This is a genomic window from Streptomyces sp. f51 (genome assembly GCF_037940415.1).
In the GTDB taxonomy this organism is placed as follows: Bacteria; Actinomycetota; Actinomycetes; order Streptomycetales; family Streptomycetaceae; genus Streptomyces.
Genome location: NZ_CP149798.1, coordinates 4,196,545 through 4,208,464, shown reverse-complemented (window position 1 = coordinate 4,208,464; position 11,920 = coordinate 4,196,545). Strand labels below are relative to the sequence as shown.

General features: G+C 70.9%; 14 protein-coding genes. 5 read left to right on the top strand and 9 right to left on the bottom strand.

Annotated features, from left to right (window positions below; translation table 11 throughout):
• Positions 1 to 136: 136 nt before the first annotated feature.
• Positions 137 to 1,426 (top strand): DUF6716 putative glycosyltransferase, encoded by a 1,290-nt coding sequence (locus WJM95_RS18390; RefSeq protein ID WP_339130807.1) that lies wholly within the window; start codon positions 137 to 139, stop codon positions 1,424 to 1,426.
• Between the two features lie 208 nt (positions 1,427 to 1,634).
• Here the strand turns inward: WJM95_RS18390 and WJM95_RS18385 are convergent, their stop codons facing one another.
• The 8 genes from WJM95_RS18385 to WJM95_RS18350 form a co-directional block, all read right to left on the bottom strand.
• Entirely contained in the window at positions 1,635 to 2,333 is a 699-nt protein-coding gene (locus WJM95_RS18385; protein ID WP_339130806.1) for a TetR/AcrR family transcriptional regulator, read from the bottom strand.
• 47 nt (positions 2,334 to 2,380) lie between these two features.
• Entirely contained in the window at positions 2,381 to 2,686 is a 306-nt protein-coding gene (locus tag WJM95_RS18380; protein ID WP_339130805.1) for a DUF4229 domain-containing protein, read from the bottom strand.
• Positions 2,687 to 2,769: 83 nt separating this feature from the next.
• Positions 2,770 to 3,303, bottom strand: a complete 534-nt coding sequence (locus tag WJM95_RS18375; RefSeq protein ID WP_339130804.1) for a GNAT family N-acetyltransferase — start codon at positions 3,301 to 3,303, stop codon at positions 2,770 to 2,772.
• A gap of 1 nt (position 3,304) precedes the next feature.
• Positions 3,305 to 4,468, bottom strand: a complete 1,164-nt coding sequence (gene mqnE / locus WJM95_RS18370; RefSeq protein WP_339130803.1) for an aminofutalosine synthase MqnE — start codon at positions 4,466 to 4,468, stop codon at positions 3,305 to 3,307.
• A 95-nt stretch (positions 4,469 to 4,563) separates the two neighbouring features.
• Positions 4,564 to 5,019 (bottom strand): Lrp/AsnC family transcriptional regulator, encoded by a 456-nt coding sequence (locus WJM95_RS18365; RefSeq protein WP_266761447.1) that lies wholly within the window; start codon positions 5,017 to 5,019, stop codon positions 4,564 to 4,566.
• Between the two features lie 56 nt (positions 5,020 to 5,075).
• Positions 5,076 to 5,765, bottom strand: a complete 690-nt coding sequence (locus WJM95_RS18360; protein ID WP_339130802.1) for a UbiX family flavin prenyltransferase — start codon at positions 5,763 to 5,765, stop codon at positions 5,076 to 5,078.
• Positions 5,766 to 5,796: 31 nt separating this feature from the next.
• Positions 5,797 to 6,699 carry a menaquinone biosynthesis prenyltransferase MqnP gene (gene mqnP, locus WJM95_RS18355; RefSeq protein ID WP_339130801.1) on the bottom strand — a complete coding sequence of 301 codons (903 nt, stop codon included), beginning with the start codon at positions 6,697 to 6,699 and terminating at the stop codon, positions 5,797 to 5,799.
• Positions 6,696 to 8,147, bottom strand: coding sequence for a menaquinone biosynthesis decarboxylase (locus WJM95_RS18350; RefSeq protein WP_339130800.1), 1,452 nt, complete (start codon positions 8,145 to 8,147; stop codon positions 6,696 to 6,698). Before WJM95_RS18350 ends, mqnP begins: the two co-directional genes overlap by 4 nt.
• 89 nt (positions 8,148 to 8,236) lie before the next feature.
• On the opposite strand from WJM95_RS18350, the gene WJM95_RS18345 reads away from it, so the two are divergent.
• The gene (locus tag WJM95_RS18345; RefSeq protein WP_339130799.1) at positions 8,237 to 8,635 is read left to right on the top strand and encodes a PLD nuclease N-terminal domain-containing protein; all 399 of its coding nucleotides are present in this window, start codon (positions 8,237 to 8,239) and stop codon (positions 8,633 to 8,635) included.
• 49 nt (positions 8,636 to 8,684) lie between these two features.
• Here the strand turns inward: WJM95_RS18345 and WJM95_RS18340 are convergent, their stop codons facing one another.
• Entirely contained in the window at positions 8,685 to 9,029 is a 345-nt protein-coding gene (locus WJM95_RS18340) for a helix-turn-helix domain-containing protein (RefSeq protein WP_339130798.1), read from the bottom strand.
• 123 nt (positions 9,030 to 9,152) lie between these two features.
• Here WJM95_RS18340 and WJM95_RS18335 point away from each other — a divergent pair, with 123 nt between their 5' ends.
• From WJM95_RS18335 to WJM95_RS18325, 3 genes are all read left to right on the top strand, one after another.
• Entirely contained in the window at positions 9,153 to 10,130 is a 978-nt protein-coding gene (locus WJM95_RS18335; RefSeq protein ID WP_339130797.1) for a zinc-binding dehydrogenase, read from the top strand.
• A 90-nt stretch (positions 10,131 to 10,220) separates the two neighbouring features.
• Positions 10,221 to 10,679, top strand: coding sequence for a nucleoside deaminase (locus WJM95_RS18330; RefSeq protein WP_339130796.1), 459 nt, complete (start codon positions 10,221 to 10,223; stop codon positions 10,677 to 10,679).
• 145 nt (positions 10,680 to 10,824) lie between these two features.
• The gene (locus tag WJM95_RS18325) at positions 10,825 to 11,799 is read left to right on the top strand and encodes a 2-oxoglutarate and iron-dependent oxygenase domain-containing protein (RefSeq protein WP_339135659.1); all 975 of its coding nucleotides are present in this window, start codon (positions 10,825 to 10,827) and stop codon (positions 11,797 to 11,799) included.
• Positions 11,800 to 11,920 lie beyond the last annotated feature (121 nt).

The window sequence follows — 11,920 nt, the reverse complement described above, 5'->3', positions numbered from 1 at the left end:
GGGCACGTTGAGAAAGCTCTCACAGGGGGCACCCAGCGCACCAAGGTGCTTTCAAGCAGGCCCTCATCCCACCCTCAGACACCGTTCCTAGCCTCGGTCCACTCCCCAGGCCGCCGCCAGGAAAGGCTCCCGAACCATGCCGTCCAGACGTATCGCCGTCATCGCCGACTCGGACACCCGCTGGAAGTGGGGCGCCGGCGTCGCCCGGCAGCTCGCGCCCGGGCACGCGCTCGACGCCCTCTTCCTGCGCACCCCGGCGACCCCGACGGAGCGCCAACTGACGGAGATCGGGATCGTGCCGGACACCCGGCGCGAGGTCACGGTGGCGGAGCTGGTCGACGACGGGGAACTCGCCGACGCCGACCTGGTCGTCCTGGCCACGGTCGGCGGTACGACCCTGGCGCTCGCCCACGGCCTGGGGATCGCGTGGGAGGGGCGGGAGCGGCGGCCCGTCACGGTCACCGGCTATGTCGGAGTCGTCTACGAGAAGATGATCGACGGTCTACTGACCCGGGCCGGCACCGACCTCGTCCTCGCCAACAGCGCCTACGACGCCGACCGGTTCCGTGCCGCCTTCACCAGTGTCGGCGTCGACCCGGACACGGTGGTGGAGTGCGCGCTGCCCTTCCTCGGCGGTGAGCCCTACGCACCCTCCACGGAACGGCCGTTCACCCTCACCTTCGCCGTACAGCCGTCGGTCCCCAAGGGCCGGGAGGCCCGGCTCAGGCTGCTGGAGCGGGCGGCGTCCCACGCGCGACGGCACCCCGAGCGGCTCGTGCTGATGAAACTGCGCAGCCTTCCGGGCGAGCACACCACCCACGCCGAGGCCGACCCGTACCAGCTGCTGGTCGGGAGGATGGCCGAGCCGGCCCCGGCCAATCTGCGGCTCGTGTACGGCAACATGGGCGAAGTCCTCGACCGCACCGACCTGTTGGTGACGGTGAGCTCGACGGCCGCGCTGGAGTCGATGCACCGCGGCATCCCGACCGCGATCCTCACCGACTTCGGGGTCCGCGAGGCGCACGGCAACCACTACTTCGTGCACTCCGGCTGTCTGGCCTCCTGGGACGACCTGGACGCCGGCGCGGCACCCCGCGTCGATCCGGTCTGGGCGGCACGGCAGGGCGTCGGCACGAGCGATCCCTACGCCGCCGCCCGCGCCCGGATCGCCGCGCTGGGAGCCGCCGGGCCGCTGCCCGCGCTGCGGCCGTACTACTCGCCGCAGCGGGCGGGGGCCTATCTCGGCGGCATCCTGGAGCGCAACGGCCTCGACGAGAAGGGCAGGCCGCCGGCCCTCGCGCCGGACGGAGGCACGGGCCCGCTGCGGGCGGTGGTCCGCCGGGCGGCCCGCAGCGGCGCCAAGTCCCTCTACCGCGTGGGCCGGGAGAAGGTCGCCCCCGCGCTGCGCCGCTGGGGCCAGAACTGACCGGCCCGGAACGGCCCGGGGCCGGCGGACCGGCGCCGGACCTCACCACCGGTCGCATGTCGGCCCTCGTCCCACCGACCGGTGGCGGACCATTCCGCCCGCCGCGGGTCTCAGCCGGCGTCCTGCCGACCGTGCCGAACCACCCGCCCGTCGTGTGTCGGCCCTTGTCCCGCCAATGGGTGGCGGGGTTCTCCGCCCGTCGCGGGTGTCAGCCCTCGTCGTGCCGGCGGTGGCGGACCTCGGCGGTGGACTGTGAGGGGATTCCCGGGGCGGGCGGGGTCCAGGGCCTGCCCTGCATGAGGGTGCCGAGTCCGGCCCAGGCGAAGTTCATCAGGGTGGCGGCGGCCTGCCGGGCCGAGACACCCGGGGTGGCGTTGGCCCACGCGGCCATCGACTCGGCGGCACCGACCAGCGCCTCCGCGAGCCCGGCGACCTCCCGGGCGGGCAGCGTGGGGTCGCGGTGCGCCTCACGCGCGGCGACGACGATCAACTGCGTGACGAACCGGACCAGTTCCTCGCGCATCGCGAAGACCTCGGCGGCGAAGGGCTCGCCGTGCGTACGGGCCTGGAGGTGCAGGACCGACCAGCCGTCCGGATTCTCCGCGGTGTGGGTGAAGAACGCCCGCAGCCCTTCCCAGAGTCGGCGGTCGGCGGGCAGTTCGGGACGGACGCCCGCGCGGACCGCCGCGGTGAGCGCCGCGGCCTCACGCCGGATGCACGCGGTGAACAGGTCTTCCTTCGAGTTCAGGTACAGGTACACCAACGGCTTGGACACGCCCGCCAGTTCGGCGATCTCGTCCATCGACGCGGCCCGGTACCCACGCTGCCCGAAGGTCCGTACCGCCGCGTCCAGCATCTGCTGTTCGCGTACCGCGCGCGGCATCCGCTTGTTCTTCACAGCACCCATGCGCCAAGCCTACGAGGGGCGGCCGCGGGGCCGGGTGCGCAGCGGTCTCAGGAAGCCTGGTTCGCGGTGCCCTGCGAGGCCTCGTCCACGGCGGCGTCCTCCTGGTTGCGGTTGCGCTCCAGGTTCGCGCGGGCGCGGTCGACGCGGGCGACGACCTCCTCCGAGGCGCGGTCGCGGGCGCCGCGCAGGACCACGAAGCTGATCGGAGCGGAGATCACCAGGGCCAGCAGGACGACCCACATGTAGTTGGAGTCGCCGAGGCCGCGCGGAGCGATGCCCGAGTAGACGAGGCCCCAGACGACCACGAGGCAGCCCACGAAGACACCGAGGCGCATCAGTGTGTAGCGGAACATCTCAATCCACTCTTCCGTTTCGAACGGTCCCAAAGAACTCCGTCCAGTGAAGCACGCCCGGACAGCGATCTTGCAGCGGGTCCTCAGCCGCGGACGGCGAGGGTCAGCAGCATCGTGATGTCGTCCCGTTCGTCGCCTGGCGCGACCCGGATCGCGCCCGGTACCCGCCCGACCTCCTTGTAGCCGCAGGAGGTGTAGAAGCGTTCGAGGCCCTCGCCGCCCCGGCAGGTCAGCCGTATCGCGTCGACGCCTTCGAGGCGTCCCGCCGCTTCCTCGGCGGCGGCGAGCAGGTCCCGGCCGTACCCCTTGCCCTGGTGCCGCGGGTGCACCATCACCGTGTACAGCCAGACCCAGTGCCTCATCAGCCGGTGGGTGTTGTGGGTGATGAAGGCGGTCGCGGCGACGTGGCCCTCCTCGTCCCGGCCGACCAGCAGCCGGGTGCGGCCCTCCGCCATGGCGACGAGGTGCTTCACGAGTTCGGGGCGTACGTCGCCGGCGGCCACCGGCGGCACGAAGCCGACGGAGCCGCCCGCGTTGGAGACGTCCGCCCAGAGGCCGACGACCCCGTCCCTCAGCTCGGGGGTGACCGCCGGGTCCAGTTCGAAGACCAGTGACACGTCAGACCCGCATGGCCTGCGGGGTCTCGCGGCGCGCCGCGTCCGGTCCGTCGTACTCGCGGATGATCTCGTAGCGCGTGTTGCGCTCCACCGGACGGAAGCCCGCGTCCCGGATGAGGTCCAGCAGGTCCTCGCGGGTGAGCTTGTTCGGCGTGCCGTAGTTGTCCGCGTCGTGCGTGATCTTGTACTCGACGACCGAGCCGTCCATGTCGTCCGCGCCGTGCTGGAGCGCGAGCTGGGCGGTCTGGACACCGTGCATGACCCAGAAGACCTTGACGTGCGGGACGTTGTCGAAGAGCAGCCGGGAGACCGCGAACGTCTTCAGCGCCTCGGCACCGGTCGCCATCTGGGTGCGCGCCTGGAGCCGGTTCCTGACCTTGCCGTCCTTCATGTCCACGAAGTCGTGCTGGTAGCGCAGCGGGATGAAGACCTGGAAGCCGCCGGTCTCGTCCTGGAGCTCACGCAGCCTGAGCACGTGGTCGACCCGGTGCCGGGGCTCCTCGATGTGCCCGTACAGCATCGTGCACGGGGTCTTGAGACCCTTCTCGTGCGCGAGGCGATGGATGCGCGACCAGTCCTCCCAGTGGGTGCGGTGGTCGACGATGTGCTGCCGGACCTCCCAGTCGAAGATCTCCGCGCCACCGCCGGTCAGCGACTCCAGACCGGCCTCGATCAGCTCGTCGAGGATCTCCGAGGCGGACAGACCGGAGATGGTCTCGAAGTGGTGGATCTCGGTCGCCGTGAACGCCTTCAGCGAGACGTTCGGCAGGGCCTTCTTCAGCTCGCTGAGGGAGCGCGGGTAGTAGCGCCAGGGCAGGCTGGGGTGCAGGCCGTTGACGATGTGCAGCTCGGTGAGGTTCTCGCCCTCCATCGCCGTGGCGAGGCGGACGGCCTCCTCGATGCGCATCGTGTACGCGTCCTTCTCGCCCGGCTTGCGCTGGAACGAGCAGTACGCGCAGGACGCGGTGCACACGTTCGTCATGTTGAGGTGGCGGTTGACGTTGAAGTGGACGACGTCGCCGTTCTTCCGCGTGCGCACCTCGTGCGCGAGCCCGCCGAGCCAGGCCAGGTCGTCCGACTCGTACAGCGCGATGCCGTCCTCGCGGCTGAGCCGCTCACCGGCCCGGACCTTGTCCTCCAGCTCGCGCTTGAGCCCGACATCCATGCGATTACCTCTCCCTGTGACGAAACGCTGCCAACCGTACTCCCCCGGCTTTCCGGCAGAAGGCCCCCACCAGGGCCTTCGTGCCGAGGACGCCTCTACTCCTCCTCGGGCAGCTCTCCGACCCGGTTCTCCCACTTGGTGGAGAGCACGATCGTCGTGCGGGTACGGGAGACGCCCTTGGTCCCGGACAGCCGCCGGATGGTCTTCTCCAGTCCGTCGACGTCGCTGGAGCGCACCTTGAGCATGAACGAGTCGTCGCCCGCGATGAACCAGCAGTCCTCGATCTCGCTGAGGTCGCGCAGGCGCCGGGCCACGTCCTCGTGGTCGGCCGCGTCGGACAGCGAGATGCCGATGAGGGCGGTGACGCCGAGACCGAGCGAGGCCGAGTCGACCGTCGCGCGGTAGCCGGTGATGACACCGGCCGCCTCCAGCCGGTTGATGCGGTCGGTGACACTGGGTCCCGACAGACCGACGAGGCGCCCCAGCTCCGCGTAGGAGGCCCGGCCGTTCTCCCTCAGGGCCTGGATGAGCTGCCTGTCCACCGCGTCCATGCGATCGAAGCCTTCCGCTGAAAAAGGATCTGAGAAGTCCTGAGAATCTTGCGAGTCTAGGTGGTGGCGTCCCGGGAGCCGCTCCCGAGTTCGCCCTTCCACCGGCGGTAGAGGCCGTGTTCGACACCCGCCGCGTCGAGGGCCCGTCCGGCGACGAAGTCCACCAGGTCCTGGATGTGCGTGGCTCCCGCGTAGAACGCCGGCGACGCGGGCAGGACGGTGGCGCCCGCGTCGTCCAGGGAGACCAGGTGACGCAGTGTCTGCCCGTTCAGCGGGGTCTCCCGTACGGCGACGACCAGCGTGCGCCGCTCCTTGAGGGTGACGCTCGCGGCCCGCTGGAGCAGGTCCTTCGACAGGCCGAGGGCCACTCCGGCCACGCAGGCGGTGGAGGCGGGCACGATGATCATGCCCTTGGCCGGGTACGAGCCCGACGAGGGGCCCGCCGCCAGGTCGCCCGCGCTCCAGTGCCGTACGCGGTCGAGGTGTTCCCCGGGGACGTCGAAGGTGCCGGGCTTGCCGTCGGCGCCCCGCTCCAGCCACGCGCGCAGGTCGTCCCGCCAGTGGGCGTCACGGAACGGGAGACCGGTCTCGTCGAGCAGCGTGAGCCGTGAGGCCCGGCTGACGACCAGGTCGACGCTCTCCCCCGCTTCCAGCAGCGAACGCAGCACCGCGGCCGCGTACGGCGTACCGGACGCGCCGGACACCCCCACGATCCAAGGCCGGCGCTGCGTCTGTCCTGGCTTCATGATGTCGAGCCTATCCGGCCACCGGCCATGCTCAGACCGTCAGCCCGCGCACCAGCAGGTCGAGCAGGGCACACACGAACAGGGCGATCCCGATGAAGCCGTTCACCTGGAAGAACGCCCGGTTCAGCCGGCTCAGGTCGTGCGGCTTGACGATGGAGTGCTCGTACAGGAACGCGCCGGCGACGATCACCAGGCCGAGCCAGAAGAAGGCGCCCGCGCCGGTGGCCACCCCGTACCAGACGAAGAGGCCCGTCGTCACGGCGTGGCAGCCCCGCGCGCCGCGGATCGCGGCCGGGATGCCGAACCGGGCCGGCACCGACATCACACCGATCTCGCGGTCGGTCTCGACGTCCTGGCAGGCGTAGATCAGGTCGAAGCCGCCGATCCAGACGCCGACCGCGAGGCCGAGGACGACCGCGTCCCAGGACCAGGTGCCGGTGACGGCGATCCAGGCGCCGACCGGGCCCATGGCCTGGGCGAGACCGAGGATGGCCTGCGGGAAGTTCGTGAACCGCTTGCCGTACGGGTAGACGACCATCGGGATGACCGCGATGGGCGCCAGCGCCAGGCAGAGCGGGTTGAGCAGGGCCGCGGCGGCCAGGAACACGACGAGGGCGACGAGCGCGCCGGTCCAGGCGTGCTTCACGCTCATCGCGCCGGTGACCAGTTCACGCTGGGCCGTACGGGGGTTGCGGGCGTCGATCTCGCGGTCGATGATCCGGTTCGCCGCCATGGCGAAGGTGCGCAGACCCACCATCGCGACGGTGACCAGGAGCAGCTTTGCCCAGTGGATGTTCTTGTCGACCTCGAACATCGCGGTGAGCGCCGCGATGTAGGCGAAGGGCAGCGCGAACACCGAGTGCTCGATCATGACCAGGCGCAGGAAGGCCTTGGTGCGGCCCGGCTGGGGAAGCGCCGCGGAAGCTGAACTCACAGCCCGTACTCCTTCCAACGGCGGTCGACCTTCGCCGCCGTCTGCGGGTCGGACAGCACCATCTCGGGCCAGCCGCCGTCCCGGGTGTAGCCCTCCTCGGGCCACTTCTTCGTCGCGTCGATGCCCGCCTTGCCGCCCCAGAACTGCTGGTAGGAGGCGTGGTCGAGGTGGTCGACCGGACCTTCGACGACGGTGAGGTCACGGCCGTAGTCCGTGTTGCCGAGCGCGCGCCAGGCGACCTCGTGCAGATCGTGGACGTCGCAGTCCGCGTCGACGACCACGATGAGCTTCGTCAGGGACATCATGTGGGCGCCCCAGACGGCGTGCATCACCTTCTGGGCGTGCTTCGGGTACTTCTTGTCGATCGAGACGATCGCGCAGTTGTGGAAACCGCCCGCCTCCGGCAGGTGGTAGTCCACGATGTCCGGCACGATGATCTTCAGCAGGGGGAGGAAGAACCGCTCCGTCGCCCGGCCGAGGGGACCGTCCTCCGTGGGGGGCCGGCCCACCACGATGGACTGGAGCAGCGGCCGCCTGCGCATCGTGACGCAGTCGATGGTCAGGGCCGGGAAGGGCTCCTGCGGGGTGTAGAAGCCGGTGTGGTCGCCGAAGGGTCCCTCGGGCAGCATCTCGCCCGGCTCCAGCCAGCCCTCCAGGACGACCTCGGCGTTCGCGGGCACCTGGAGCGGGACGGTCTTGCAGTCGACCATCTCGATCCGCTTGCCCTGGAGGAACCCGGCGAAGAGGTACTCGTCGATGTCGCCGGGCAGCGGGGCGGTGGAGGCGTAGGTGACGGCGGGCGGGCAGCCGAAGGCGATCGCCACCGGAAGCCGCTCGCCCTTGCGGGCCGCGACCTGGTAGTGGTTCCGGCTGTCCTTGTGGATCTGCCAGTGCATGCCGATGGTGCGCTTGTCGTGCCGCTGGAGCCGGTAGAGACCGAGGTTGCGGACGCCGGACTCGGGGTCCTTGGTGTGGGTGAGCCCGAGGTTGAAGAAGGAGCCGCCGTCCTCGGGCCAGGTGAACAGGGCGGGCAGGGCGTCGAGGTCGACGTCGTCGCCGCGCAGCACCACCTCCTGCACCGGTGCGTCCTTGACCTTCTTCGGCGGTACGTGCGTCATCGCGCCGAGCTTGCCGAAGGCCTCGCGCACGCCCACGAAGCCGTGCGGCAGCTCGGGCCTGAGCAGCCCGCCGATCCTGTCGGAGATCTCGGCGTACGACTTCAGGCCGAGGGCCTTCAGCAGGCGCCGGTCGGTGCCGAACACGTTCATCGCGAGGGGCATGGCGGAGCCCTTCACGTTCTCGAAGAGGAGCGCGGGCCCGCCGGCCTTCTGTACCCGGTCGACGATCTCCCCGACCTCCAGGTACGGATCCACCTCGGCCTTGATGCGCTTGAGGTCTCCCTCGCGCTCCAGCGCCCTGAGCAGGGAGCGAAGATCGTCGTAAGCCATGTGTCCAAGTATCGGCCACCCGCTAATCTGTGCCCGTCACCGGGGGGCCCGTGCCGCCCCGCCGTCGCACACTGGGGGATCGTTCGGCCATGCTCAGGTATCTGCCCTTCCTGCTGGTCCTGGCGCTGTGGATCTACGCCTTCATCGACTGCCTGAACACGCCGGAGGAGGAGGTCAGGGGCCTGCCGAAGGTGGTCTGGGTCATCATCATCCTGCTCTTCGGCGAGGTGCTGGTCGGTCCGGTCGCCTGGCTGGTCGCGGGCCGCAACCGCCGTGGCCCCGGGAGCGGCTCCACTCCTTCCGAGTGGCACCGCAACCACCGGACGGCGTTCGTGGCGCCCGACGACAACCCCGAGTTCCTCCAGTCCCTCAAGGCCGAGAACCGCAAGGACGAGGCGCTGCTGAAGGACTGGGAGGCGGATCTGCGCCGCCGCGAGGAGGAACTGAAGCGGCGTGAGGAGCAGAGCAGGTCCGACGAGGAGTCGTGAGACCGCCGGACACCGACGCCATCGATACGGGCACCGGCACCGCCTGACGCTACGGCTGCCCGCCGGACGGCTCCGGGCGCAGGACGAGGGCGAGGAGACCGGGGAAGCGGGCCTCGAACTCCCGCCGGCGCAGCCGGTTGACCCGCCGGGGGCCCTCGTCGCGCTGCTCCACGAGGCCTGCACCGCGCAGTACGGCGAAGTGATGGCTGAGGGCCGCCTTGCCGACGGGCACGTCGAAGCTGCCGCAGGCGCGGCTCCACTCCGTCGATCCCGCCAGCTCCCTGACGATCCGAAGGCGCACGGGATCGGCGAGGGCCGCGAGGGCGGTGAGGACGGGGACCTCGTCGGGGTGGGTGTGCTCGGGCGCCGCCCGGTGACTGCCGCGCTCCGCCACGCCGGTCTCCCCGTGTTCCTGATCCGTGGTGCCCGGATCCGCTTGCAGAGTGTTCGATGAAAACCATACACTCCCGAGTGTTCGCTTTTCGTTGAACAGTCGAGCGTGAGCCAGGGGTGTGCCATGCGTACGGTCGAGTTCGAGGAGTACGGCGGTCCCGAGGTCCTGCGGGTCACCGAGGCGAAGGTCCCCGATCCGGGCCCGGGGCAGGTGAGCATCGACGTGGCCTACGTGGGCGTGAACTTCGCCGACCTGCTGGCGAGGTCGCAGGGCTACCGCGTACCCGGCCTGCCCTTCGTCCCCGGTCTGGAGGTCTCGGGCCGGATCCGGGCGGTCGGGCCCGGCGTCACGGAACTGCGCGCCGGCCAGGAGGTCGCGGCGCTCACGGCGGGCGGGGCGTACGCGGAGGTGGCCGTGGCCGAGGCCGCGACGGTCTTCCCGCTGCCCGGGGGCGTCGGACTGCGCACCGGAGCCACCCTGCCCACCGTCCTGCCCACGGCGTACGCGCTCCTGCACACCGTGGGCAGGATCCGGCCGGAGGAGACCGTGCTCGTCCAGAGTGCCGCGGGCGGTGTGGGCACGGCGCTGGGCAGGCTGGCGAAGGCGGCCGGCGCCGGCGCGGTGTACGGCGTCGTGTCGAGCGCGGCGAAGGCCGAGTACGCCCTCGGCAACGGCTACGACGAGGTGTTCGTGGGCTCCTTCCGCGACGAGGTGCGCGCGGCGACCGCGGGCCGCGGGGTGGACCTGGCCCTGGACGCGGTGGGCGGGGAGACCTTCCGGGACACCCTCGCCTCCCTCGCCCGCTTCGGCCGCCTGGTCGCCTTCGGCAACGCCGGCTCGGCGGAGCCCTGGACCGTGGGACAGAAGGAACTGAACCCCACCGGCCTGTCGGTCGCCGGCTTCTCGATCCTCGGCCTGGCCGAGTCGGACCCCTCCGCCCTCCGCACCATCGCCGCCCACGCCTTCGAGACGGTCGCCGACGGCACCGTGACCCTGCCGGTCACGGCGGAGTTCCCCCTGGAGAAGGCAGCGGAGGCCCACACCCTGATGGCTTCACGAACCAGCACAGGCAAGCTGCTGCTGAAGGTGTCCGGCTCCTGACGGCCACGCCCTTCAGCGTCGGACCCCCGGTCCGAGTCGTGCGGTCGTGTTCCGGTCTTGGGAGGGGGTGGGGCGGGGGACAGTGGTGTCATGGAGCTCATCGATCAGGCACAGGCCCGCGCGTGGCTCGCGACCGCCCTCGCGGAGGCGCGCGCCGGACTCGCCGAGGGCGGGATTCCCATCGGGGCCGCGCTGTACGGCGCGGACGGCACCCTGCTCGGCCGGGGCCACAACCGCCGCGTCCAGGACGGCGACCCATCGGCGCACGGCGAGACGGCCGCCTTCCGGGACGCGGGACGGCAGCGTTCGTACCGCGGCACGACCATGGTGACCACCTTGTCGCCGTGCTGGTACTGCTGCGGGCTGGTCCGCCAGTTCGGGATCTCCCGGGTCGTCGTCGGAGAGGCGGCCACCTTCCACGGCGGCCACGACTGGCTCGCCGAGCACGGCGTGCAGATCACGCTGCTCGACGATCCCGAGTGCACCGCGCTGATGCGCGACTTCATCGAGAAGAACCCGGCCCTGTGGAACGAGGACATCGGTGAATGACCCGGCGAGCGACCCCACGAAGGACCCGGTGAGCGAGAGGGCCGGCGACGACCTTGCGAACGAGCCGGTGAGCGAGAGGGCCAGCGACGACCTTGCGAACGAGCCGGTGAGCGAGAAGGCCGGCGACACGGTGAGCGGCCCTGTGATCGATCCCGCCGCTGTCGCCGACGTCCCCACCGTCGACCTCGGTCCCTGGTTCTCCGGGGACCCCCGTGCCCGTGCCGCGCTCGCCCGTACCGTCGACGACGCCCTCCGCACGGCCGGCTTCCTGCTCGTCACCGGCCACGGCGTGGACCCCGAACTGCGCGGCCGGCTACGGGAGTCCGCCCGCGCCTTCTTCGCGCTGCCCGCCGCGGCCAAGGAGCCGTACGCCACCCGCGTCGGCGGGCGCGGCTGGCTCGGGCCCGGCGCCGAGGCCAACGGCTACGCGGAGGGCACGAAGACACCTCCGGACCTCAAGGAGTCCCTGACCTTCGCCACCCGCGAGCCGTTCGAGGACCCGGAGACCAACGCGGAGTGGTACGCGCCGAACGTCTGGCCCGCCGAGACCCCGGAGCTGCGGGAGCTCTGCGAGGAGTACCTGACGGCGATGGCCGGGCTGGAGAGACTGCTCCTCGAACTGCTGGGAGAGGCGCTCGGCCCCGGACGGGACTTCTTCACCCGGCACATGGACCACCCCACGTACGGCTTCAACATCAACTGGTATCCGGGCACCGAGGTCGTGGGCGCACCGCGGCCGGGCCAGTTCCGCATCGGACCGCACACCGACTTCGGCACCGTCACCATCCTCGACCGGCAGACCGGCGAGGGCGGGCTCCAGGTGTTCACGGACACGGACGGCTGGCGGGACGCGCCCTACGATCCCGCCGCACTGACGGTCAACATCGGGGATCTCATGGCCCGTTGGACCGGCGACCGCTGGCGCTCGGGACGCCACCGGGTGCTGCCGCCCCCGGTCGGCGCACCCGCCGAGGAACTGATCTCGCTCGTGTACTTCGGCGAGTGCACCCCGGGAACGCTGGTGGAGTCGGTGCCCGCTCCGGTGGGCCGCGTGGCCCACGAGCCCGTGGACTCCCACGTCTATCTGCGCCGGAAGCTCGATTCGATCACTGTCGACTGAACGGCCGACCGTTTCCGTAAGCGAACGGACAGCGGATGACCTATCCCGAACCAACTGCCCCTTCTTCAACAGTTGTTGATACACCTCACAACAGCACATCCGGACCGGACCACGGACCAGG

Bases quoted from the DNA above. Each gene is read 5' to 3' on its own strand.
- WJM95_RS18390 (WP_339130807.1), top strand. From the start codon at position 137: ATGCCGTCCAGACGTATCGCCGTCATCGCCGACTCGGACACCCGCTGG.
- WJM95_RS18385 (WP_339130806.1), bottom strand. From the start codon at position 2,333: ATGGGTGCTGTGAAGAACAAGCGGATGCCGCGCGCGGTACGCGAACAG.
- WJM95_RS18380 (WP_339130805.1), bottom strand. From the start codon at position 2,686: ATGTTCCGCTACACACTGATGCGCCTCGGTGTCTTCGTGGGCTGCCTC.
- mqnE (WP_339130803.1), bottom strand. From the start codon at position 4,468: ATGGATGTCGGGCTCAAGCGCGAGCTGGAGGACAAGGTCCGGGCCGGT.
- WJM95_RS18365 (WP_266761447.1), bottom strand. From the start codon at position 5,019: ATGGACGCGGTGGACAGGCAGCTCATCCAGGCCCTGAGGGAGAACGGC.
- WJM95_RS18360 (WP_339130802.1), bottom strand. From the start codon at position 5,765: ATGAAGCCAGGACAGACGCAGCGCCGGCCTTGGATCGTGGGGGTGTCC.
- WJM95_RS18350 (WP_339130800.1), bottom strand. From the start codon at position 8,147: ATGGCTTACGACGATCTTCGCTCCCTGCTCAGGGCGCTGGAGCGCGAG.
- WJM95_RS18345 (WP_339130799.1), top strand. From the start codon at position 8,237: ATGCTCAGGTATCTGCCCTTCCTGCTGGTCCTGGCGCTGTGGATCTAC.
- WJM95_RS18335 (WP_339130797.1), top strand. From the start codon at position 9,153: ATGCGTACGGTCGAGTTCGAGGAGTACGGCGGTCCCGAGGTCCTGCGG.
- WJM95_RS18330 (WP_339130796.1), top strand. From the start codon at position 10,221: ATGGAGCTCATCGATCAGGCACAGGCCCGCGCGTGGCTCGCGACCGCC.